At 67.7% G+C, this 21,377-nt stretch carries 18 protein-coding genes; 6 read left to right on the top strand and 12 right to left on the bottom strand.

The window, feature by feature from the left end; all coding sequences use genetic code 11:
- Positions 1 to 158: 158 nt before the first annotated feature.
- Positions 159 to 2,054, bottom strand: a complete 1,896-nt coding sequence (locus J7I84_RS20130) for a DEAD/DEAH box helicase (RefSeq protein ID WP_214946291.1) — start codon at positions 2,052 to 2,054, stop codon at positions 159 to 161.
- 317 nt (positions 2,055 to 2,371) lie between these two features.
- On the opposite strand from J7I84_RS20130, the gene J7I84_RS20125 reads away from it, so the two are divergent.
- Complete coding sequence (locus J7I84_RS20125; protein WP_214946290.1) at positions 2,372 to 3,139, top strand: cyclopropane-fatty-acyl-phospholipid synthase family protein; 768 nt, start codon at positions 2,372 to 2,374, stop codon at positions 3,137 to 3,139.
- Here J7I84_RS20125 and J7I84_RS20120 read toward each other — a convergent pair.
- Both J7I84_RS20120 and J7I84_RS20115 read right to left on the bottom strand, forming a co-directional pair.
- Entirely contained in the window at positions 3,136 to 4,560 is a 1,425-nt protein-coding gene (locus J7I84_RS20120; protein ID WP_214946289.1) for an MFS transporter, read from the bottom strand. The two genes, J7I84_RS20125 and J7I84_RS20120, sit on opposite strands and share 4 nt — an antisense overlap.
- An 8-nt stretch (positions 4,561 to 4,568) precedes the next feature.
- Positions 4,569 to 5,915, bottom strand: a complete 1,347-nt coding sequence (locus J7I84_RS20115) for an MFS transporter (protein WP_214946288.1) — start codon at positions 5,913 to 5,915, stop codon at positions 4,569 to 4,571.
- Between the two features lie 138 nt (positions 5,916 to 6,053).
- Here J7I84_RS20115 and J7I84_RS20110 point away from each other — a divergent pair, with 138 nt between their 5' ends.
- Positions 6,054 to 6,488, top strand: a complete 435-nt coding sequence (locus tag J7I84_RS20110) for a hypothetical protein (RefSeq protein WP_214946287.1) — start codon at positions 6,054 to 6,056, stop codon at positions 6,486 to 6,488.
- Between the two features lie 76 nt (positions 6,489 to 6,564).
- Positions 6,565 to 7,488 (top strand): tRNA (guanosine(46)-N7)-methyltransferase TrmB, encoded by a 924-nt coding sequence (trmB, locus tag J7I84_RS20105; RefSeq protein ID WP_214946286.1) that lies wholly within the window; start codon positions 6,565 to 6,567, stop codon positions 7,486 to 7,488.
- 21 nt (positions 7,489 to 7,509) lie between these two features.
- Here trmB and J7I84_RS20100 read toward each other — a convergent pair whose 3' ends face one another.
- On the bottom strand, positions 7,510 to 7,956 hold the full coding sequence (locus J7I84_RS20100; RefSeq protein WP_214946285.1) for a hypothetical protein: 447 nt from the start codon (positions 7,954 to 7,956) through the stop codon (positions 7,510 to 7,512).
- A 5-nt stretch (positions 7,957 to 7,961) separates the two neighbouring features.
- A complete protein-coding gene (locus J7I84_RS20095) occupies positions 7,962 to 9,542 on the bottom strand; it encodes a hypothetical protein (RefSeq protein ID WP_214946284.1) in 1,581 nt (526 codons plus the stop codon).
- A 233-nt stretch (positions 9,543 to 9,775) separates the two neighbouring features.
- On the opposite strand from J7I84_RS20095, the gene J7I84_RS20090 reads away from it, so the two are divergent.
- Positions 9,776 to 10,594, top strand: a complete 819-nt coding sequence (locus tag J7I84_RS20090; RefSeq protein WP_214946303.1) for a DUF1206 domain-containing protein — start codon at positions 9,776 to 9,778, stop codon at positions 10,592 to 10,594.
- Positions 10,595 to 10,751: 157 nt separating this feature from the next.
- Here the strand turns inward: J7I84_RS20090 and J7I84_RS20085 are convergent, their stop codons facing one another.
- Together J7I84_RS20085 and J7I84_RS20080 are read right to left on the bottom strand one after the other, a co-directional pair.
- Positions 10,752 to 11,408, bottom strand: a complete 657-nt coding sequence (locus J7I84_RS20085) for an anti-sigma factor (RefSeq protein ID WP_214946283.1) — start codon at positions 11,406 to 11,408, stop codon at positions 10,752 to 10,754.
- On the bottom strand, positions 11,405 to 11,905 hold the full coding sequence (locus J7I84_RS20080; RefSeq protein ID WP_214946282.1) for a sigma-70 family RNA polymerase sigma factor: 501 nt from the start codon (positions 11,903 to 11,905) through the stop codon (positions 11,405 to 11,407). The genes J7I84_RS20085 and J7I84_RS20080 overlap by 4 nt, the downstream gene beginning before the upstream one ends.
- Before the next feature lie 253 nt (positions 11,906 to 12,158).
- Between J7I84_RS20080 and J7I84_RS20075 the strand changes: the two genes are divergently transcribed.
- On the top strand, positions 12,159 to 12,737 hold the full coding sequence (locus tag J7I84_RS20075) for a hypothetical protein (RefSeq protein ID WP_214946281.1): 579 nt from the start codon (positions 12,159 to 12,161) through the stop codon (positions 12,735 to 12,737).
- Between the two features lie 7 nt (positions 12,738 to 12,744).
- On the opposite strand, the gene J7I84_RS20070 is transcribed toward J7I84_RS20075, so the two are convergent.
- The 4 genes from J7I84_RS20070 to J7I84_RS20055 form a co-directional block, all read right to left on the bottom strand.
- Entirely contained in the window at positions 12,745 to 13,479 is a 735-nt protein-coding gene (locus J7I84_RS20070; protein ID WP_214946280.1) for a hypothetical protein, read from the bottom strand.
- A complete protein-coding gene (locus tag J7I84_RS20065; protein WP_214946279.1) occupies positions 13,472 to 14,035 on the bottom strand; it encodes an RNA polymerase sigma factor in 564 nt (187 codons plus the stop codon). Before J7I84_RS20065 ends, J7I84_RS20070 begins: the two co-directional genes overlap by 8 nt.
- Positions 14,036 to 14,223: 188 nt before the next feature.
- Positions 14,224 to 14,925, bottom strand: coding sequence for a protein tyrosine phosphatase (locus J7I84_RS20060; protein ID WP_214946278.1), 702 nt, complete (start codon positions 14,923 to 14,925; stop codon positions 14,224 to 14,226).
- 129 nt (positions 14,926 to 15,054) lie between these two features.
- A complete protein-coding gene (locus J7I84_RS20055) occupies positions 15,055 to 15,684 on the bottom strand; it encodes a hypothetical protein (protein ID WP_214946277.1) in 630 nt (209 codons plus the stop codon).
- A 218-nt stretch (positions 15,685 to 15,902) separates the two neighbouring features.
- Between J7I84_RS20055 and J7I84_RS20050 the strand changes: the two genes are divergently transcribed.
- On the top strand, positions 15,903 to 19,382 hold the full coding sequence (locus tag J7I84_RS20050; protein ID WP_214946302.1) for a DEAD/DEAH box helicase: 3,480 nt from the start codon (positions 15,903 to 15,905) through the stop codon (positions 19,380 to 19,382).
- Positions 19,383 to 19,766: 384 nt separating this feature from the next.
- Here J7I84_RS20050 and J7I84_RS20045 read toward each other — a convergent pair whose 3' ends face one another.
- Positions 19,767 to 21,059: an ammonium transporter gene (locus tag J7I84_RS20045; RefSeq protein ID WP_214946276.1), complete on the bottom strand. Its 1,293-nt coding sequence runs from the start codon at positions 21,057 to 21,059 to the stop codon at positions 19,767 to 19,769.
- Positions 21,060 to 21,377 lie beyond the last annotated feature (318 nt).

Raw genomic sequence — 21,377 nt, 5'->3', positions numbered from 1 at the left:
CCCCCGGCTTGAGCGTTTGCCGGCGGCAGGGGACGCGGTCCCTGCCCCGGCTCCCACAGATCCGGATCTTGGTGGGAGCAGTGCGCGCGGTTGGTAAAAGCCGGTTAAACGACCCAGCGGGCCCGCCCGGAAGGCAGGCCCGCTGGGCTATCTAGCGATTAGCGGCCGCGGCGCTCGTTCGACGCCGGGGCGGATGCGCGGCGCGGGCCGCTGCGGGCCGCGCGGCCGGAACCGCCGTTGCCGGAAGCACCACTGCCGGAGCCGTAGGAGCCGCCGGACGTTCCGCCGGTGTTGGAGGACCAGACAGCCTTGTTGCCGCCAGCTGCCCCGGAGGAGCGCTGGCCGGATGCTGCTGCACGCTGGCCGGTTGCGGGGCGTCCGCTGCGCTGTCCGCCGCCGGCGGGGCGTCCGCCTGAGGCCGGGCGGCCGGTGCCGCCGCGCGGGGCATCGCTGCGGGTGATCCGGGAATCGCCCCGGCCCTCTGCTGCACGGCCGTCCGAACCGCGGCCGGCCGATGAGCGGCCACCTGCTGCGGGGACGTCGTTGCGGTGGGTCGAAGCGGTGCCGCGGCCACGGGCGTTGCGGCGGGCAGCGGCTGCTGCCACCGCGCGGTCCTCATTTTGCTCGGCATTGCGGTCGAATGCGGCGCGGGCTTCGGTGCGGCCCTCGAAAGCGACTGCGCGGCGCTCGGCGCGTGGAACATCGGTGCGGGCGGGTTCGGCCGAAACCTTGCCGCGTCCGCCCCTGCCGCCGCGCCCACCGGCTGATGGTGCAGCCTGGCGGCGTGCACGCTTTCGCTCCGCATTGGCACCGGTGGAGGTGCCGCCACCCTGGCGGGGAGCCTTGGCAGCCATCAGTGCGGCGCGGGTGCGGGGGTCAACCTTGTCGGCGATTTCGCCCACCAGGTCAGCCACGATCGGGGAGTTGGCCGTGACGCGCTCAAAGTTCACCTCGACGCCGGCAGCCTTCATGAGCTTCTTGACGTCGGACTGCTGCTCCGGGAGGGTCAGCGTGACCACGGTGCCGTCGGAGCCGGCACGCGCGGTGCGGCCGGAACGGTGCAAGTACGCCTTGTGCTCGGTGGGCGGATCCACGTGGATGACCAGTTCGACGTCGTCAACGTGCACACCGCGGGCAGCGACGTCGGTGGCCACCAGGACGCGGACGTCCCCGTTGGAAAACTCGGCGAGGTTGCGGTCCCGGGCGTTTTGCGACAGGTTGCCGTGCAGGTCGACGGCGGGGATCCCGGCGTCGGTCAGGGTCTTGGCCAGCTTGCGGGCGTGGTGCTTGGTCCGCATGAACAGGACACGGCGGCCGGCGCCCGAAGCGAGCTCAACGATCAGCTGCTTCTTGACAGTCTGGTCGTTGACCACCAGCACGTGGTGCTCCATCGTGGTCACCGCAGCCTGCGGATCGTCCACCGAGTGGGTGAGCGGGTTGGACAGGTAGCGCTGGACGATCTTGTCCACGCCGTTGTCCAGGGTGGCGGAGAAGAGCAGGCGCTGGCCCTGGCTGGGCGTCATGTCCATGAGCTTCTTCACCACGGGCAGGAAGCCGAGGTCGGCCATGTGGTCGGCCTCGTCCAGGACGGTGATCTCCACTGCCTCGAGGGTGAGGATGCGCTGGCGGATCAGGTCCTCCAGGCGTCCGGGGCAGGCGATGACGATGTCCACGCCGGCACGCAATGCCTTTTCCTGGCGGGCCTGGGAGATGCCGCCGTAAATCACTGTGGTGTTCAGGCCCATGGCCTTGGCCATCGGTTCGATGGTGGCGTTGATCTGGGTTGCCAGTTCACGGGTGGGCGCCAGGACCAGGCCCATGGGGCGGCCGGGTTTGCGGAAGTGCTTGGCTTCCCGCTCAGCGAGTCTTGCTACAAGCGGGATGGCGAAAGCGATGGTCTTACCGGATCCGGTCCGGCCGCGGCCCAGGACGTCACGCCCGGACAGCGTGTCCGGGAGGGTCTTGACCTGGATGGGGAACGGTTCAACGATTCCCTGCGCGGTGAGGGTGTCTGCAAGGGCCTTGGGAGTACCGAGGGCAGCAAAAGTAGTCATGTAGTTTTTTACGGTCTTTCAGGCGGTATCCATGCGGATATCGGCCCCCGATGCCGGTTGGACCAGGGGTTCGCCGAAGAAAAGTCAGGTGATCAACCGTGCCGCTGCAAATAAGGACAGCCGGCAGGGACCAAATGGAACGCGTTCATCGACGCAGGATGTGCCTCTCACATGAAGAAAGCCCACTCCCTGGATAGGATCTCCAGATCAGGAGCAGGCGGCATCACTGCACATCAAGTTCCACCAGTCTAGCATCCCAACGCCCGGAACCTGTTCCCGGCGTTGCCTTGGGCGCCACAGCGGGGCAGTGTTGAGGCATGAGCGAACACCCGGGGCAGCAGGACACCCACCAGCACGAAGGATACGCGCACGACGCCGGCGGCCTGACGGAGGGGGCTGGCGGCGGCGGCATCGACGCGGCTTCCGCATGGGACGAGCGGTACCGCACCAAAGCACGGCTCTGGAGCGGGAAGCCGAATCCGCAGCTGGTTCGGGAGGCCGGCGGCCTGCGGCCCGGAAAGGCGCTGGAACTGGGGTGCGGCGAAGGCGCCGACGCCATCTGGCTGGCGCAGCAAGGCTGGTCCGTGACCGCCGTCGACCTTTCCGCTGTTGCCCTGGAGCGGGCGCGCTCGCACGAGCTGGCCGAACTGGCAAGGGAAAGCGTGGACGCCTCGAACGGCGATATCCAAAGCCGGATCACCTGGCAACTGGCCGACCTGGCGCAGTGGCGACCGGAGGGCTCCTACGACCTGGTGACGTCGCAGTTCCTGCATTCCCAGGAACTCGATTGGCGGGTCCCCCTGCGGAATGCGGCCGCAGCCGTCAAGCCGGGCGGAACCCTGTTGGTGGTGGGCCACCACCCGGACCGGCTGCCGCCCTGGGGCAACGACCACCACAAGAACCGGGACATGTTCTACACCGGGGATCAGCTGGTCCGTGAGCTGTCGCTGGACCGGGCAGCTTCCAGCGGCCGCCCGGAGTGGCAGCTGGAGGTCCTCACCAGCCGGGAGCGCCCGGTGACCGGGCCGGAGGGGCAGGAGACGACCATCGCCGACGTCGTCCTGCGTGCCACCCGGCTGCCCTAAGTGTCCAGGGGTTCCGCGGCGGTGACCCGCGGTGCCACCAAGGCAGCGGCGACCCCGATGGCCGCGGTGAAGGCGAAGACGCCTGAGAAGGACTGGACCGGCGTCGTGAACGCCGCGAAAACAATCCCGGTGGTGGCCAGTGAAAGCGCGCCGCCGAGGGAGTCTGAGATGGACATGGCGGAGCTGTTGAAGCCTTCGTCCTCCCTGGTGGAGAGCGCCAGGGTCATCACGCTCAAGCGCGGGTAGAGCAGGCCCATGCCACCGCCTGCCAGGACCCAGCCGGCTATGGCGATGGCGGCGGACCAGTGCAGCGCCGTGGTGGCCAGGGCCAGGAGCACTGCCACCAGGACCATGAGCGATCCTGCCTGGACCGCGCGCCGGTGCGGCAGGCGGGTGCCCAGCCGGCCCTGGATTGCCGCGGCGCCTGCCCAAGCCAGCGCCCCGCCGGTGAGGGTCAGTCCGGCCAGGGTGGGCGGGAACGAGTACTGGTCAATCAGGAGGTACGGAAGGTAGACCTCTGCGCCGAAAAACGACGCCGACGCAAGCCCGCGCGCCAGGATCACGCTCGGAAGCCCGCGGCGGGCGGCGAGGGTGCCGGAGGGCACCAAGGGACGGACAGCCACCATTGCAAGCGCGACGGCGGCGAGCGCCAGGACAGGCGTGGCGGCGGGGAAGGCGGGGATATTGGCGTCCGCGGACAGGTTGAGCCCCAGCACGGCAAGTGCGGCCAGCGCCGCCCATCCCAGACGGCCAAGGGCCCACGGCGGCGCGGTTTCTTCGGAGCGGCCAGTCTCTGCCGGCTGGCCGGCCTCTCCGGATCCGTCCAGTCCGCGCAGCACCGGCACGATCATTGCCAGGGCGGGAATCACCAAACCCACCACGCCCAGGAACACCCAGTGCCAGCTGAAGACCTGCGCCACCACGCCGGCGGCGAAGGGTCCCACCAGTGACGGGACCACCCAGGCTGCCGAAAACGCGGCGAAGATTCGGGGATGCAGCGGGCCCGGGAAGAACCGTGCCACCAGCACGTAGAGGGCAACGGTGAGGGCGCCGCCGCCGAGCCCCTGCACCAGGCGGCCAGCGACGAGCATGGGCATGGATACCGAAGTGCCCGCGATCAGCAGGCCCAGCACGAACAGGGCTACGGAGGCGTACAGGGGCAAGGCGGGGCCGCGGCGGTCGGACCAGTTGCCGGCCCCCACCATGCCGATCACGCCGGTGGCCAGCGGTCCCGCGAATGCCAGGGCGTAGAGGCTTCCGCCGTTCAGCTCCCGGCTGACCAGGGGCATGATGGTGGTCACGGCAAGGGATTCGAAGGCGGCCAGGAACACCAGGGCACAGGTTCCCACGGTCACCCAAAGGTATGGGGCCCGGAAGATCCCGGCGGCAGGGTGGGCGGCTGGAAGGGTGGAGTCCCGCACGGCGGCTCCTACTCCACGTAACGGTTCCGGCCGGACCGGTAGCCGAAGACCGCAGCGAGCAGGCCCACCACCATGAACAGGACTCCGGCGGGAACAAACGAACCTGTTGCCTGGTGCAGTTGCCCCACCATGAGGGTGCCTGTGGAGCCCACCCCATAGCCCACACCCTGCATCATGCCGGAGAGGTGGGCGGCGGTGTGCCCGTCGCGGGTGCGGAGCATGATCAGGGTCAGCGCGGCGGCGGTGAGGCTTCCCTGCCCCAGTCCGAGCAGGCCGGCCCACACCCAGATCAGGTCCAGCGGGCCCAGGATGCTCAGCACGAATCCCGCACCGGTCATCAGTGCCACCACGGTGTTGATGGCGCGCTGGTCGCGGAACCTCGCGGCCAGGGCGGGGGCGAACAGGGACCCGAGCATCTGCAGCACGATGCAGACGGCAACGATCAGCCCTGCGGTGGCCCCGTCCACGCCCCTGTCACGGAGGATGGGCGCCAGCCAGGCGAAGCCGCTGAAGGACATCATGGCCTGCAGCACCATGAAGATGGTCACCTGCCAGGCCACCGGTGAGCGCCACACGTTCACGCCGTCCCTGACCGCCTGGTGCCGGACGGTCCCCTGCCGCACGGCCACGGGAAGGAACAAGAGAAGCACCACGGCGGCGGGCACCGCCCAGACCCACAGCGCCCGGGTCCACTCCCCCGTCGCCGTGTAGACCGGGTAGGTGAAGCCCGCCCCGAGCGCGGCCGACGCACAGATCGCGGTGGTGTACAGGCCACCCATGAGCCCCAGCCGGTGGGGGAAGTCGCGTTTAACCAGGCCCGGAAGAAGCACGTTGCACAGGGCAATCGCCGCACCGCACGCTGCCGTGCCAACCAGGAGGGCAGGCAGGTGGCCTGAGCCGCCGGTGGCTGCCCCGGTATCCACGGGCCGCAGCAGCAGCCCGGCGGTCAGCAAGGCCATGGCCCCCAGCAGCACCCGCTCTGCACCGAACCGGCGCGCCAGGACCGGGGCGAGCGGGGCGAAGACGCCCAGCAGTGTTACGGGAACGGTGGTCAGCACCACCACGGACCAGCCCGGCAGCGCCGCCTGGGATGTCACTTCCGGCAGGACTGCCGAAAGGCTGGAAAAGACGCTGCGAAGGTTCAGTCCGATCAGGACCAGGCACACGCCAAGGTAGGCCAAAGCACGCCGGCTGCCCACCCGGGTGGGTTCAGGGGCCGGCAGCTCGTCAATTTCTGCATCCACCAGGGTGCTGAGGTCCACCAGGCTGCTGCCCGTCCTGGTCCGGAGGTGCGCTTCCCCGGAGTCGGCCCTTCGCTGCTGCATCCCCGGTTCGGCATTCGTTGCGTCGGTCATTCGCCCATTCTTGCAGGATGGCGCGGCACCGGTCGTTATCCACATACGGACCGGCGCAGGTTCCGGAGGGCTGCGCAAATTCATACGTTGTAACCAGCCGCGGCCAGCCACCTGGCCGCACCAACCCACGGGAGCACTATGGAAACGACGCCGCCGCCGGAATCACGCCCTGCACCGCTGGAAGGCGCACCGCCCGGCGGGGCTGGCCCGCCTCCTTTGCCAAGTGGCCCCGCGCAATCGCCGGGGGCGCCCAACCACAAAGGGACGAACAGCCTGGTCCTGGCGATCCTTGCCCCCGCCAGCATGTTCCTGACCGGGCCATTCGCCGGGCTGGCCATGCTCCTGACCTATTCGGACAACGGACACTCCTCCGCTCCCTGGGTGGCTCCCTTCGTGCTGTTCAGCCTGCCTCTCCTCTTCGCCTCGCTCGGTCTTCGGTTGGCACTCCCGGCACTGAAAGAGTTGCCACGGGGATCAGGAAGCCGGTCCGCTGCGGCAGTTGCCCTTTGTATCTGCGGCCTGGTCTTCGCTTTGGCACTCGGTCCGGCACTCGACCTCATAGGCGTGTTCTGAGCATCGGAGCGTCCCCGGCCAAAGCGTATTCCTGGCGCCGATCTTCGGCTGTCCCCTCAGCGCTATTCTGGAAGGGATGAGCGAATCCCCCGAGAACCCCCAGCAGCCGCATGTCCCAAGGCCCGTAACGCCCGGAACCCAGGCCTCCTTCGGTACCTACGGCGGCCGCCCGGTCAGTTTCGTGCGCCGCGGCACCAGGCTGCAGGGCCGCCGGCAGGCTGCCTGGGCTGAGCATGCCGAGCGGTGGGCAGTCGACGTCCCACGGCACGTGGCCAACACCTCGGTCCACCCCGATTACACCTTCGACGCCGCAGCGGAATTCGGCCGTGAGGCCCCGCTCATCGTCGAGATCGGCTCAGGACTCGGCGACGCCATCTGCCACGCAGCTGAACAACACCCGGACACGAATTTCCTGGCCGTGGAGGTCTACACTCCCGGGCTTGCCAACACCATCATCAAGATCAACAGCCGGGGCCTCAACAACGTCCGCGTGGTGGAAGCAAACGCCCCTGAAGTTCTGGCCACCATGCTGCCCGAAGGGTCTGTCAGCGAACTGTGGGTCTTCTTTCCGGACCCCTGGCACAAGTCGCGGCACCATAAGCGCCGCCTCATCCAGCCCGAGTTCGCCGGCCTCGCGGGGCGCGCGCTGAAACCGGGGGGCCTGTTCCGGATCGCCACCGACTGGTCAAACTACGCCGTCCATGTCCGGGACGTCATGGCGGGCTCAGCGGACTTCGAGAACCTGCACACCGGCGAGCGCCGCGGCCCGGAAAGCCCTTTGACGCAGGTGTGGCAGTCCGGCGTCGAATCGGTGGTGGGCGGCGCCCCCGTCCGTGAGGGGCGCGCACCTGTGAGCACCGAACACACCGGGCCCAATGAAGGCGTGGACGAAACCGGCGGCTGGGCGCCCCGGTTCGAGGGCAGGGTCCGGACCAGCTTCGAGGCAAAGGCCCACGAGGCCGGCCGGCTGATCTTCGATCTCTGCTACCGCCGCCGCTAAGCGGCGGGGCGGGGAAAGCTCCTAGCCGACATTGATGGCGGCCACGATCTCCTTGAGCATGTCCAGGCGCGGTTCCGCTTCCGGGTCCAGGTGGGGCCAGACGACCACGACGCCGATGAACCGGCCGTTTTCCCACACGCCCACGGTGGCTGCAACCTTCGCCGGGCCGCCGTCGTCGCCATATCCCACCACCACGGCGTAGGCAGCCTTGCCGGGCAGGTTCAGCTCGCCTTCCGCCAGCAGGGTACCGCCGCGGTCCTCAAGGTAGAAGCCCGACATCAGGTGGGCCCAGCCGTTGGCCTGCGGCGCATCCTGCACGGAGGCGTCGTCCTTGATCACGGTGACCAGGACGCCGCCCAGCAGGCCATACTGCTCGCTGTTGGGCCCGGCCGTGGAGTCGTCCAGGACCTGGGTGTGCTCGGGAAAGTCTGCGGTGAAGCCCAGCGGGGATTCAATGTGCACTGACATTGGTTTCAGAGCCTCTCGAGCTTGGTGTCGTTGGGGACTTTATAGTACGTGGACACGTTGGTGGTGGACTGGTTCTCGGTCTTGACTTCCACTTCGCCCACCTTGACGTCGAACCCCGCCTCGTTGGTGGCCGTCACCACGGAGTTCACCTGCACGGTGGCGGAACCGGCCTCGTACAGCCTGGCGGCATCATGGGCGGCGCCCGTGTCATTCCCCAGGGCCACGTTGCGCAGGTAGCTGTCGATGATCGGCCGGTTCTCCGGGGAATAGTCGACGTCGATTTTGACGGTTCCCTGGGTTCCGGCCGTCACGGTGGAATCGAACTTAGCGGCCTCGGTCTTCACTCCGGACGTGATGCCCTGGGCCACGGTCCCGTCCATGGAAACGGAGACGGAATCGATGTTGTTGGCCTTGTCCATGTTGACCTGCAGGCCACCCTTGCCGGAGGCCTCGAAGACCCGGCCGTCCAGCTTGAGCTGGCCGTGGGCGGAGACCTCACCGCTGGCTGTGGAGGTACCATCCGTCAGGTTCCGCTCGTAGGCGAGGTCCAGCTTCGCCCCGCCGGACGCCGTGCCGGACTCACCGCTTGCGTCGAGTGAGAACGTGCCCTTGGCCTTGTCCGTCTGCCCGGTGGAACCGTTGTCCTTCGCCGCATCATTGATGGTGTCCAGGATGTATCCGGGCGGGTTGCCGGCCACATCCTTGATCTCGCCAATGCTGTCCGGCGGGAGGTCGCGGTACATCTGTTCGCGGGCAGCCATGGCTTCCTCCACGCTGGCGAAGGTGTACTCGCGGGAGACTTCACCGGTCAGCGTGGCCCCCGCCGTGCCGGTGGTGTCGTTGACGCCCAGGCCCATGTTTCCGTACACCTTCATGGTGGCGGAGCCGTCGGCGTTCTCCACCACTTCGGTCCCGACCTCGGCGCCGCCGTGGACCCACGCAACCCGGGCTTCGATGGAGGCCTTGCCCGTTTCCGAATAGACCGGAATGTCCGCCTTGGCCAGCTCCTGCAGGTGCTGCTTGGCCAGCTCCTGCGCCGACGCGGGAATACCGCCGTCCATGCGCATGAGGTCTTCCGCTAAAGGGCCATCGCTGCCTTCACCCTGGATCAGGTACATCCGGTCGGCTTCGGACAGGCCGGCCCACCATTTTGCCTGCTCCTCCGGGCCGGCGTTGAGCATCCGGTCCAGCCCGGCTTCGAGCTCCCGGCGGTGTTCGGCGGCCGCCCGTGCTTCTTCGACCCTTTCCTTGAACCACTCCTTCGCCTGCGCGGCCATCGAGGTGAGCCGGTCCCAGGTGCCGCCACTGGAGCCACCGGTCCCGGCAGTGGACGCCTTCTCCTGCTCGTCGGCATGCTTCATCAGGATTTTCGAGTTCTCCCGCAGGCTTGCCACCACCTTGTCCAGGCTGGGGCGGTGGCTGGTGCTCCACTCCTGGCGGAAGCGTTCACCGTCCCGGCCCTTCCATGGCGCGGACTGGATCTGGCTGTGCAGGGACCCGGCTCGGCTGCTCAACAGTGACGCTGCCTGGTCCGCGGCCTTGGCCAGTGCCCGCAACTGGCTGATGTCTGCGCCGTAAAAAGTCATCGTTCCCCCGGAAAAAGTGCGGTGTGCGTCAATCGCTGGTCCTCATGGTTGCACAGGTAACGTGGCGGGGCGATGGGGATCCCTCCCCATCAGTGGAAGCATGGCCATCAGTGGAAGCATGCCCGGGCCAACTGTTCCGGGCCCTGCCGGCGTGGCACGATTGCTCATGTAAGAAGGGCACGCATACCAGCGCACTGCCGCACCGTCCATAAGGAAAGACGATCAAAGACGAACTGAAACAGGCCGTTGACAAGGCCGAGGACGTCACCAATTCGCGCGTCCTTGAGATCCTGGCCCGGTCCGGGTTCGCGGCCAGCGGCATCCTCCACTTGCTGGTGGGGGCCATCTCCATCCGGCTGGCGGTGGGCGGCACGGGCAGCGCGGATTTCAGCGGTGCGGTGGCGGAACTGGCCACCATGCCCATTGGACCGTTCCTGCTCTGGGGCAGCTTCGCGGCCTGCGCCGCGTTGTCGCTCTGGCAGGCTGGCGATGCGATCTTCGACTTCAACCACCAGGCCACCAAGAAAAAAATCAAGAACAAGGCCAAGGCCGCCCTCCAGGCGATCGTGTACGCCGTCCTTGCCCTGACGCTCTGGCACTTTGTCACCGGCACCGGGACCGGCGGAGACAACCGCAAGGCCACGAGCGACTTCACCGTTTCCATGATGCAGGCCCCGGGCGGCGTTGCCCTGCTGGTCCTGACCGGCGTAGCGGTTGCCGTCGCAGGCGTGGCCTACGGCATCCGGGGGCCGAAGAAGTCCTTCCAGAAGCAATTGCGGATGCCGGCTCCGGGACCGGCCAGGACGGCCGTGACAGCACTGGGAGTAACCGGCTACCTGGCCAAGGGAACAGTGCTCCTCCTGACCGGCCTGCTCATCGCCGTCGCCACGCTCAAGAAGCATCCGGAGGATTCCACCGGCCTGGACGGCGGCCTGCGGGCGCTCCGCGACCAGCCCCTGGGTCCCTATCTCCTGGCAGCAGTGGGAGCCGGGCTGATCTGCTATGGCGCGTACATGATCATGCGCGCCCGGATGGCCAAAATGACCAAGTAGCCGCCGCCGGCCTGGTTGGGTTGAGGCATGCCCCAGGTACGCGCAAGGGGTTGATTGAGGCCTTCGCCGGCGCCTGCCAGGACGAAGGCCTGGTGGCGGAGTTCAGGGCACTGGGAAACGTTGACCAAGCAGGCAGCCGGAACAGGGACCCGCAGATCTACGGAACCGTGATGACCGCCACAGCCCGCTGGGCGCCGTCGCGCAGTTCGACGCTCGAGATGCTGCCCAGCTGGATGGGCGTGGCCCCGGTGACCTTCACCTTTCCGCTGGGAGTGGCGGTCCAGGCGCAGGCCCGGTCCTCCGCGCCGGCCCTGTCCCGCACCCACAGCGAGAGCGTTCCATCCGACGGCAGGCTGCTGCCGCTCACCGCAAGCTCGGTTCCCCAGGTCTTCCGGGCCATGTCGATGTTCACCTGAAGCCCTCCCCCGGAGGTTACGGAGTAGGTGGCGTCCGGCTGCGGCGGCCTGACAAGCAGGGGCCCCACTGCCAGCCCGACCGCCAGGCACGCAGCGGCCACAGCCCCCGCCAGCGCCGCCCACCGCCGTCGTGCTGTCCTGCGGCGGCGGCCCAGTTCGTCAAAGAGCACGGCGGGGACGCCGGAGCCTGCCGCCTCGCCGCCGCCGGGCACGCCGCTGAGCGCCAGAGCGTCAGGGACGGGAAGCGAATCCAGGAGCATCGGCACTTTCTCCAGCACCGCCATTTCCTTCCGGCAGCCGGCGCAGTTTTGGAGGTGGTCCTCGAAAAGAGTGACATCCGCGGGGTCGAGGCCGCCCAGTATGTAGGCGCCGAGCAGGTGGTGCGGGTTGCTGTTCACCGTTCCACCCCCATTTCGTCAAGGATGGTGCGCAATGCCCGGAGGGCGTAAAAGGCGCGGGACTTTACCGTGCCGCTGGGGATGTTCAGCTGGAGCGCGGCTTCGTTGACTGTGAACCGGCGGTAATGCAGGGCCACCAGCACGTCCCGGTGTTCCTTGCTCAACCGCAGCAGTGCCTCCTCCATCAGGACCCGGTTGAGCAGCTCGTCAACGCGGCCCATCACCTCGGCGGGGTCCGTGAGGCTGCTTTCCAGCGCCTCGTGCGGGCGGCGCTGGCTCCGGCGGTAGTTGTCGATCATGATGTTCCTGGCTGTGCGGTACAAGTAACTGCGGAAGCTGCCGTTGACCTCGGGGGCGTGCTGCCAGACCCGAAGCACGGTTTCCTGGACCACGTCCTCCGCGAGCTGCGGATCGCGGGTGGCGCTGAGCACGAAACGGCGCAGGGCGCTGCCATGTTCACGGTAGATGGCCTCCACCACGTCGTCGTCGAGCGGCATCCCGCTCCTCCCATCACTGGCTGATACCCCCACTGCCCGTCCACGTCACTGCCCGCGGGGAACGCCACGGCATGCTGCGCTCCCGGCTGTTACCACGAACGGAAGCAGGAAACGGTTCAATTGCACGCGCCGCAGCGTACCTGTGAACCATTCTTCCCCCGGAGGCGTCGTAGGGGTTAGCGTCCCGGTGATCCAGCACGGGGACGTCCATAAAAGGCGCCAGCCAAGAAAGCACACAGCCAAGGAGCACACCATGAAACACCATCTCGGGGCCGGTCTTGTCATCCTGGCCCTGGCGGCAGCCCTCACCGGCTGCGGCAGCAGCACCGGCACCACGCCGGCAGCCTCCAGCCAGGCCGCGGGCGGCTCGAACAGTGCCGCCGGCAGCACCGCCGCCTCTTCCGGGGCGGCATCCTCCAGCCCCTCAGCAACCTCCGCGTCATCGTCGCAGGCAAGTGCCGCCGTCGACCTTAAGACAGCGTCCTCCGCGGCCGGCACCATTGTGGTGGACGCGAAGGGAATGAGCCTCTACTTCTTCACCAAGGACACCAAGGATTCCGGCAGCAGTGCCTGCACCGGCTCCTGCATGGTCCAGTGGCCGCCGCTGACCACCACCTCGGCGTCCCCCACCGCAGAGGGAGTGACCGGGAAACTGGGCACCATCACCACGGCTGACGGCAAGAAGCAGGTGACGTTGAACGGCATGCCGCTCTACTACTTCGCGAAGGACACCAAGGCGGGCGACGTCCTGGGCCAGGGCGTGGGCGGCGTCTGGTACCTGGCGGACCCATCGGGGGCGATGGTCAAGGCGGCCGGCCAGGCGGGCTACTAGCCCGGGCCTACTTCAAGGGAACGTCCGGGGCCTTGCCCGGGAGCGGGATTTCGGTGGGCACGGGAACGGGCAGTTTGGGGCCCTGTTCCAGGCCCTTCCTGACATCCCCCGGGACACCGGCAGGCAGTGCCGGCTCCGCCGGAACCTCCGAGGGCTTCTGCGGAGACGCTCCATGGCCGGGGGTGTTTCCCTGCCGGGCCGGAATGCTCGACGGCGCCGCGGCGGCAGGTGCCGAGGCGGGCGCGGGTGCCGGCGGAACGGCATCCGCGCTGCTGGTTGCCGACGGCCGGGGAGCCGACGGCACGGGCCTCGGAACCGTCATGGTGGCGTTGCCCGCGGGAACCGCTGCGGAACCCGCCACGAACGAGGTGACGGCGTGGTTGAGCTGCGAGATGGAGTCGCGGAAGCCCTGGTCCGAGGCGGCAGCGACTGCGCCGCCGGCCGCGAGCGAGGCTGCCACAGAGAGTGTGGTGAGGGTGATGCGGCGCTTGGCCCTGCGGCGGGCAGCCAGTTCGTCAGCCGGCGGCCCCGAAAGCAGGGACGGGGCGGCGGGCGCACTGGCGCCGGCAGCTGACGAGCCTGCCATCAGCGCTGCGATTTCCGCGGAGGGTACCGGGGCCTCTCCCGCCACGGCACGCAGGTTGAGCAGGGCGTGGCGGAGCTGGCCGTCGTCGTCCATGCCCGCCTCCAGCAGGAGCTGGTCAACGGCCCCGTCGTTGCGGGATCCTGCGGTGTCACTCATGATGTGCCTGGTTTCTCTTGAGCGTTAGTGCCTTGAGGTTCTGCAGGGCCCGGCGCTGGAGCTGTTTGATGGCTCCGGTGCTCTTGCCCATGATGGCGGCTACCTGGTCGATGGACAGGTCTGCCACGACGCGAAGGGCCAGGACCTCCTGGTGTTCCTCGCTGAGCCCTTGCAGCATCGCTTCGGCCCCGGCTGTCATTTCCACGGCCTGGTCCTCGGCGGACGGAGTGGTCCTGCCGTCGTGCAGGGGATCGTACGGTGTCAGCTGCGGCCTTCGCTCCAGGCGGCGGTAGTGGTCCACCATACGGGCGTGGGCGATGGAGAAGATCAGGGACTTTGCGCCCTGCAGGCCGCCCGTGAGGGTGCCGATTCTGGGATAGAAGGCCAGGAAGACATCCTGGGTGACGGCCTCGGGGTCATCGAGTCCGCGCGCTTTGAGGTATCCCTGCACCGGGCCCGCGAAGGTTCGATAGGCAGCAGCGAACAACGCGGCCGGGTCGGTTCCGGCTGCGTTGTCGAATATGTCGATCTCATTTTGGGCCACAGTGTCCAGCACCAGTTGGCTCCTCCATTCCGGGGTCCGGCCTGCGTCCGGCCCCGGTTTCCGGTTTGGACCGGCCAGTCCCCGCGGTACTCCGGCTGCCTCGTTGCGGGGCTGCCAGGGGCCGCTCTTCCAACCCCTCCGCACCCCGCCCGGCTGCCCTGACTGCGGCCGCAGCCGCAGTCCAGACTAGCCAATGTCCCTTAGCGGGCCGAAACTGACGGCGTGTGGACCGTGTTGCCGCCCGCAGCGGGAACAGCGGGAACAGCGGGAACGGCAGGAACTGCGGGAACAGTGGTGTTGCCGTCGACACCCGGGACGGCCGGTACTGCGGGAACCTCGGGCTTTTCAGCCTGGACGGATGCGGAACCCTTGGTTTCGGCGCCGGCCTTGGCGGCGGCGTCTGCCTTGGCTACGACCCCGGTGCAGTAGCTCTTGATGTTCGCATCGCCGTGGGCCGCCACGGACAGCGAGGAGAACGCCTTGGAGGAAGCGTCGAGGCCGCCGTGGGTGAACGCGGTGCAGAGGCCCAGGGCTGCAGGACCGGCAGCGTCAACGGCGGTGTTGGCCGTGGCGGATGCGGTTGCGCCGGCGGTAGCCTTCGAGTCGGAGGCCTCAGCCGTTTCGGACGCCTTGGCAGTGGCGCCTGCAGTGGCGTCGGCGCTCTTAAGGGCATCGGCTACTGCGGCGGTAGCGGTGGGAGCCGGGGTGGCCTGGGCATCAGCCGCTGCTTCAGCTGCGAGCTTGGGGGCAGGTGCGCCAAAGACTTCGTGCGCGGCGTGCTGGGCCTGCGTGGGCAGGACGCCGGAGACGGCTGCGGCGCCGGTTCCGCCGACAGCCAGGGTTCCGGCAGCGAGGACTCCTGCAGCGACTTTGCTGGTGGCGAGAACGGTGAATACAGACATTTACTTCTCCAAAACCTAGACAACACATTCAATACGGGGCCCGCCGGGCGGACCCATCATTGACTACATCGCCTGCGGTTGCGGAAAGGTTACGGGTGTCCGGGAATCTTTTTTCTGCATCCGAATCGCTCAAGAAGTGCGGGCAGACCGACCCGCTACAGCGCGTTCGTGGCTTTCCCGCGCACCGGCGGCCTCCCGGGCGTCTTCCAGGGCCATGGCCGCCAGCCTCTGGATGTACGGGCCCACTTCCTCGTCGTCCAGCACCAGCAGGTCCGGCTGGCCGCGCAGCCACCGGGCGTTGAGGGCGGTGATGTTCTCGTGTTCCAGCAGCTCCTCGAACTCGCCGTCCAACTCATCCACCCGGAGGACTGCGCCGGGAACGGCCCCGCTCTCACCGCTGCGGCCGGCCAGGTAGGACGCCGCAGTTCCGGCGGACACGGCGCCGTAGGCCTCCACGGCGCGGTTGAACAGGTCCAGGTGTGCGGTGGCGCCCATCCCCGCCATGCCCTCGCGGACCAGCGGATCCGTGGCGATCCGGCCGCCCGCCATGACGGCATACTGCGCGAAGCCGCCCTCCAGCGCCTGGGACAGGTAGAAATCCACCAAGCAGCTCCGGACGGCCACCGGGGACATGTCCTCGAGCCGCAGCATGGCCTTGCGCATGGCGTCGATGATGGCCGCGTTGGCCTCCACCACCTCCTCGTCCCTGCCTCCAATGCTGCTGCTGGTCAGGACGACGGGGTGGTGCGTGGTGGTCATGGTGATCCTTGCTGGGCGGTGATGTTGCTCCGGACGCTTTCACGCTACGGCGGCCGGTTCACGGCAGCATCGGAAGGAAATGAACGTCAAGCGAAGTTTTCGGGACCGCCAGGCAAGGCGCCAGGCGGCATGGGCCAGCCGCCGGGCGAACTAAGATGGATCAGATAACCACCCACCGGACCCGGACCCGCCGCGGCCTGCCGAAAGTAGCGCTCACCATGCCATCCCAACCGGACGAAAGTGCGGAACTGGCAATACAGACACCTGCCATCAACGACCGCTCCCTGGCGGCCGGTCTGGCCTATGCCATGGCGAGCAGGGTCTCGGGCATATCGTTCGACGGCGGCACGGGCCTCATGCTGGGAAAGGTCCGGGGCGGCGCGGAGGTTCCTTACTCCACCACGGCCAAGCTGGTCCGCAGGGGCGGCGGCTGGAGCTGCACCGTGGGCGTATGCAGCTGCCCGGTCCGCAAAGACTGCAAGCACGTGGCGGCCCTGCTCTTCGCGGCGGAGGACAACCCATCCGTCCGAATGCAACTGCTGGCACCGTCCACCTCCACGCAGGTGTCCCGCACGCCATCCGCGGCCCTCTCCGACTGGGAACAGGCCCTCAGCCCGCTGATTTCCCACACCGGTTCCGCCCCCACTGCCAGCGGGATTCCCCTCGCCCTGCAGTTCGAGGTGGAGGAACCACCGCCGCATTTTTCCTACACAGGCCGCCGGGACCCGGTACGCGGTGTACGGCAGCTCAAGGTCCGGCCCGTCATCATGGGGGCCAAGGGCAAGTGGATCCGCGGAGACGTTTCCTGGAACACCCTGAGCTACCTGAACTTCCGGCGTGAATCGAACCAGGCCCACGTTGAATGGCTGCAGGAGTTCCTGGCCGGCCATTCCTCCTCCGCCAGCCGGATGCACAACTCCGCGGGCCTCTGGCTGAGCCTGAACTCCTATGCCGGCAGGAACCTGTGGGGCCTGCTATCGGATGCCAGGAAGATCGGGCTCGCCCTGGTCCACTCGCGCGGCACGGAGCCGGTCCGGGTGGATGAGGCCCCTGCCGCCGTCGGGCTTTCCCTGAGCCGCTACGGTACTCCCGTTGCTGAGCCGGCCGGCGCGGAGGGCGGGGCCGCAACGTCCGACGCCGGTCTGGAACTTTCGCCCACCATCACCATCGAGGGGGAAGAGGTTGATCCGGCGTCGGTAGGCACGATCGGCCGCCCTGCTCACGGCCTCTTCTTCACCGCCGGCGAGGCGGCCCTGCCCGGGGTCCCCGACCCCAACGGAACCATCACGCTGGCCCCGCTTGAGAGCGGACTGAGCGAAGAGCTGCTGGCGTTCGTCACCGCGGGCAGTATGCTGCACATTCCTGCAAAGGACGAGTCGAAGTTCCTGACCGGCTTCTATCCAAAGCTCAAGCAGGCGGCCCGGGTGACGGCGCGCGACGAATCGGTGGAGCTGCCCGAACTGGCGGTCCCCACCCTCTCCTTGCTGGCCAACTACGGCGCGGACCACCGGGTACGGCTGCACTGGGAGTGGCACTACAAGACCGGCAAGCTGGTCACAGCCCAGCCCTTGTGGCGGCACCCGGGCGACCAGGGCTACCGCGACGACACAGCGGAAGCCCGCATCCTGGAGGGCATCGGTCAGCCATGGGACGTGGTGCACGCGCTGGGCGAGTCCGCCACAGGCGGCTGGGGCACTCCCCGGCTGGCGGCCTCCGCCGAACTGACAGGTTTGGACACACTGGCGTTCACCGAGGAAGTGCTCCCGCGGCTGCGGGAAGCGCCGGACGTGGACGTGGACACAGTGGGCGAGATCGCCGACTACCGCGAGGCCGAGGAGGCGCCCGTGGTGTCCATCTCCACCAAGGCAACGGAACAGCGGGACTGGTTCGACCTGGGCATCCAGATCTCCCTGGAAGGCCAGCCCGTTTCCTTCGCCGCCGTGTTCTCCGCCCTCGCCGCCGGGCAGACCAAGATGCTGCTGCCCAGCGGCGCTTACTTCTCGCTGGACCTGCCGGAACTGCACCAGCTGCGGGCTTTGATCGAGGAAGCCAGGTCGCTGCAGGACAACAAGGATGCGCCGCTGCAGATCAGCAGGTTCCAGGCGGGACTCTGGGATGAGCTGGCGCAGCTGGGAATCGTGGACGAACAGGCCGCCGCGTGGCGTTCCGCCGTGGGCGGGCTCCTGGAAGGCGGCACGGACGGGCTGCCGCTGCCGGCCACCTTGAACGCCGAGCTGCGGCCGTACCAGCTGGAAGGCTACAACTGGCTCAGCTTCCTCTACAAACACGGCCTGGGCGGCATCCTGGCCGACGACATGGGCCTGGGCAAGACCGTACAGGCGCTGGCGCTGATGTGTGCGGCGAGGGAGTTGGCTGTTGAAGCCGCTGCCGCCCTGGACGCGGATGGTTCGTCCGACGGCGGTGCGGCCGCTGACTGTGGAGCCCCGCCCGCCGCCGTCGCGCCCTTCCTGGTGGTGGCGCCCACCAGCGTGGTGGGCAACTGGGCCCTCGAAGCGGCGCGGTTTGCTCCTGGCCTCACCGTACGGACTGTCGGCGAGACCTTTGGGAAGAGCGGCCGGGACGTGGCGGAGGCACTTGGCGGGGCCGACGTCGTGATCACTTCCTACGCCCTGTTCCGCATCGACTACGAGGCCTACGCTTCCCGGACCTGGAACGGGCTGGTGCTGGACGAGGCGCAGTTCGTGAAGAACCACCAGTCCAAGGCATACCAGTGCGCCCGGAAGCTGCCGGCGGCGTTCAAGCTTGCCATCACGGGCACCCCCCTGGAGAACAACTTGATGGAGTTCTGGGCGCTGACGTCCATCGTGGCGCCGGGCCTGTTCTCCAGCCCCAAGCGCTTCGCCGAGTATTACCAGAAGCCGGTGGAGAAGAACGGCGACAAGGGGCAGCTGGAGAAGCTCCGGCGCCGTGTGCGGCCGCTGATGATGCGCCGTACCAAGGACCAGGTGATCAAGGACCTGCCGCCCAAGCAGGAGCAGATCCTGGAGGTGGTGCTCAATCCGCGGCACCAGAAGGTCTACCAGACGCACCTGCAGCGCGAACGGCAGAAGATCCTGGGGCTGATCGAGGACGTCAACAAGAACCGGTTCACCATCTTCCAGTCGCTGACCCTGCTCCGGCAGCTCAGCCTGGACGTGTCGCTGGTGGACCCGGCCCTGTCCGCCGTCCGGTCCAGCAAGCTGGATGTGCTGTTCGAGCAGCTCGAGGACCTGGTGGCCGAGGGGCACCGGGCGCTGATCTTCAGCCAGTTCACCGGCTTCCTGGGCAAGGTGCGGGAACGGCTGGACCAGGAGGAGATCGAGTACTGCTACCTCGACGGCGGCACCCGGAACCGCGCCGATGTGGTGAGCGAGTTCAAGAACGGCAACGCGCCGGTGTTCCTGATTTCACTCAAGGCCGGCGGCTTCGGACTCAACCTCACGGAGGCCGACTACGTCTTCCTGCTCGACCCCTGGTGGAACCCGGCCTCCGAGGCGCAGGCCGTGGACCGGACGCACCGGATCGGGCAGGCACGGAACGTGATGGTGTACCGGCTCGTGGCCAAGGACACCATCGAGGAAAAGGTCATGGCACTGAAGACCCGCAAGTCGCAGCTGTTCGCTGACGTCCTGGAAGGCGATGCCATGGCCGGCGGAGCCATCACGGCCGAGGACCTGGCAGGGCTGTTCAAGGAGTAGGGCGTGCGCCGCGCTTTCGAGGTTTTCGACGCGCACGTTCCGATTCGCGGCCCAAACATCCGTAGCGCCGGGGAATGTGCGCCGCGCGAAGGCATTTGCGCGTCGGAGTCCGCAACACCTGCTGGTATCCGCCCGGCTGGAAGTCCGCGACGGGAACCGAATCTGCATCCAGCATTAGTCGCGGAACATCCGGCAGCTGCCAGGCGCGCCGAAGGGCCAAACCCCGGAACTATAAGCCGGCGGTTGCCGGCACCGGTCCAAGGTTTGGCCCTGACTCGAGCGCTGGGACGCGCCTTGCGGCACGTGGCTCGCGAATGCGTTACGCCCGCACCGGGCGCCGCCCCCAGCAGGCGGGCGCCCGGCAGCTTGTGCGGGAAGTGCGGGCTAGACCCGCTGCGGCGAGCCCAGGTCCACCGGATCCTCGTCCATCAGGTAGGCGAGTTCGGAGTGCGCTGCGAGGTCGATGCCGCGCAGTTCGTCCTCGGGCTTGATGCGGAGTCCGCCCATCGTCTTGTCCAGGATCTTCGCCAGGATCCAGGTGACGCCGAAGGAGTAGGCCAGGACGCTGACGGTGGCAATCGCCTGGATGCCCAGTTGCTCCAGGCCGCCGCCGTAGAAGAGGCCGCTGACACCGTTCGGGGCCTTGTCCGTGGCGAACAGCCCGATGAGGAGCGTGCCGATGATGCCGCCCACCAGGTGGACGCCGACGACGTCGAGCGAGTCGTCGAAGCCCAGGCGGAACTTCCATTCGATGGCCAGGGAGCAGACAGCCCCCGCGATCGCGCCAATGGCCAAGGCGCCCAACGGGCTGACCGCACCACAGGCCGGCGTGATGGCAACCAGCGCGGCGATCAGGCCGGAGGCGGCGCCCATGCTGGTGGCTGCGCCGTGGCGTACCCGCTCCACGAGGGCCCAGGCAAGCAGTCCGGCAGAGGCGGCCACGGCTGTGTTCAGGAAAACCACCGACGCCGACTGGCCGGCGGCGAGGGCGGAACCGGCGTTGAAGCCGAACCACCCAACCCACAGCAGGCCTGCACCCAGCAACACCAGCGGCCGGCTGTGCGGCTTGGCGTGTTCCACCTTGGGCCAGCCGGAGCTCTTGCCCAGGACCAAGGCAAGAGCCAGTGCTGCGGCGCCGGCGTTCATGTGGACCGCCGTGCCGCCGGCGAAGTCGATGGCCTTGATGCCGTTGGCGATCCAGCCGCCAACGGTGCTGCCGTCCGCCGAGTTGAACGCGAACACCCAGTGGGCGATGGGGAAGTACACAACCGTGGCCCAGATGCCGGCGAAGAGCATCCATGCGCCAAACTTCATACGGCCCGCGGCGGCGCCGGCAACAAGTGCGGTGGTGACGCAGGCGAAGAACAACTGGAATGCGGCAAACAGGATGAGCGGAATGGACGCCGAATCGTCCTTGGCCAGCAGCTGCCCCATGCCGGGGAACTCGGTGACGTCACCGATGAGTCCCAGGCCGCCCACGGAATTTCCGAAGGCCATCGAGTAACCGAACAGTGCCCAAAGCACGGCAACCAGGCTGGCGCCGCCGAAGCACATCATCATCATGTTCAGAATGCGGCGGGACCCCACCATACCCCCGTAAAACAGGGCCAGGGCGGGAATCATCATGCATACCAGCGCCGAGCTGGCCAAAATCCAAGCGACATTTCCCGAGTCCATGGGAAACCCCTTTCAAGATGCGAAAAACAACGGTCGGTTGCCGTCAGCGCCGTTGCGCCAAGTGGAACGGTGGCGGAGAAACCACGTTCAGCAGAGGGGTGGCTTTTGCCGTCTGGTACCAATGTATGGCGGCAATTTTTGGGTAGGTTTCAGCCGTGTTAAATGATGGTTTCAGCCACCTACACCCGAGTTTCAGGCGTCACGCGGCGCGCAGGAGTTACCTGCTCCTGCCGGTATCCATGGCCAGCCACGGCAATTGCATGATCCGCGAAATGCAGGGTACGGGTGGTCACGCCAGGTAAGTCAGCCAGGAAGAGG

Source organism: Arthrobacter sp. ISL-85 (assembly GCF_018613675.1).
In the GTDB taxonomy this organism is placed as follows: domain Bacteria; phylum Actinomycetota; class Actinomycetes; order Actinomycetales; family Micrococcaceae; genus Arthrobacter.
The sequence above is the reverse complement of the archived record's forward strand: the minus strand, read 5'-3'. Positions and strand labels throughout refer to the sequence as shown.

Bases quoted from the DNA above. Each gene is read 5' to 3' on its own strand.
- J7I84_RS20130 (WP_214946291.1), bottom strand. From the start codon at position 2,054: ATGACTACTTTTGCTGCCCTCGGTACTCCCAAGGCCCTTGCAGACACC.
- J7I84_RS20125 (WP_214946290.1), top strand. From the start codon at position 2,372: ATGAGCGAACACCCGGGGCAGCAGGACACCCACCAGCACGAAGGATAC.
- J7I84_RS20115 (WP_214946288.1), bottom strand. From the start codon at position 5,915: ATGACCGACGCAACGAATGCCGAACCGGGGATGCAGCAGCGAAGGGCC.
- J7I84_RS20110 (WP_214946287.1), top strand. From the start codon at position 6,054: ATGGAAACGACGCCGCCGCCGGAATCACGCCCTGCACCGCTGGAAGGC.
- trmB (WP_214946286.1), top strand. From the start codon at position 6,565: ATGAGCGAATCCCCCGAGAACCCCCAGCAGCCGCATGTCCCAAGGCCC.
- J7I84_RS20100 (WP_214946285.1), bottom strand. From the start codon at position 7,956: ATGTCAGTGCACATTGAATCCCCGCTGGGCTTCACCGCAGACTTTCCC.
- J7I84_RS20095 (WP_214946284.1), bottom strand. From the start codon at position 9,542: ATGACTTTTTACGGCGCAGACATCAGCCAGTTGCGGGCACTGGCCAAG.
- J7I84_RS20080 (WP_214946282.1), bottom strand. From the start codon at position 11,905: ATGCCGCTCGACGACGACGTGGTGGAGGCCATCTACCGTGAACATGGC.
- J7I84_RS20075 (WP_214946281.1), top strand. From the start codon at position 12,159: ATGAAACACCATCTCGGGGCCGGTCTTGTCATCCTGGCCCTGGCGGCA.
- J7I84_RS20070 (WP_214946280.1), bottom strand. From the start codon at position 13,479: ATGAGTGACACCGCAGGATCCCGCAACGACGGGGCCGTTGACCAGCTC.
- J7I84_RS20060 (WP_214946278.1), bottom strand. From the start codon at position 14,925: ATGTCTGTATTCACCGTTCTCGCCACCAGCAAAGTCGCTGCAGGAGTC.
- J7I84_RS20055 (WP_214946277.1), bottom strand. From the start codon at position 15,684: ATGACCACCACGCACCACCCCGTCGTCCTGACCAGCAGCAGCATTGGA.
- J7I84_RS20050 (WP_214946302.1), top strand. From the start codon at position 15,903: ATGCCATCCCAACCGGACGAAAGTGCGGAACTGGCAATACAGACACCT.
- J7I84_RS20045 (WP_214946276.1), bottom strand. From the start codon at position 21,059: ATGGACTCGGGAAATGTCGCTTGGATTTTGGCCAGCTCGGCGCTGGTA.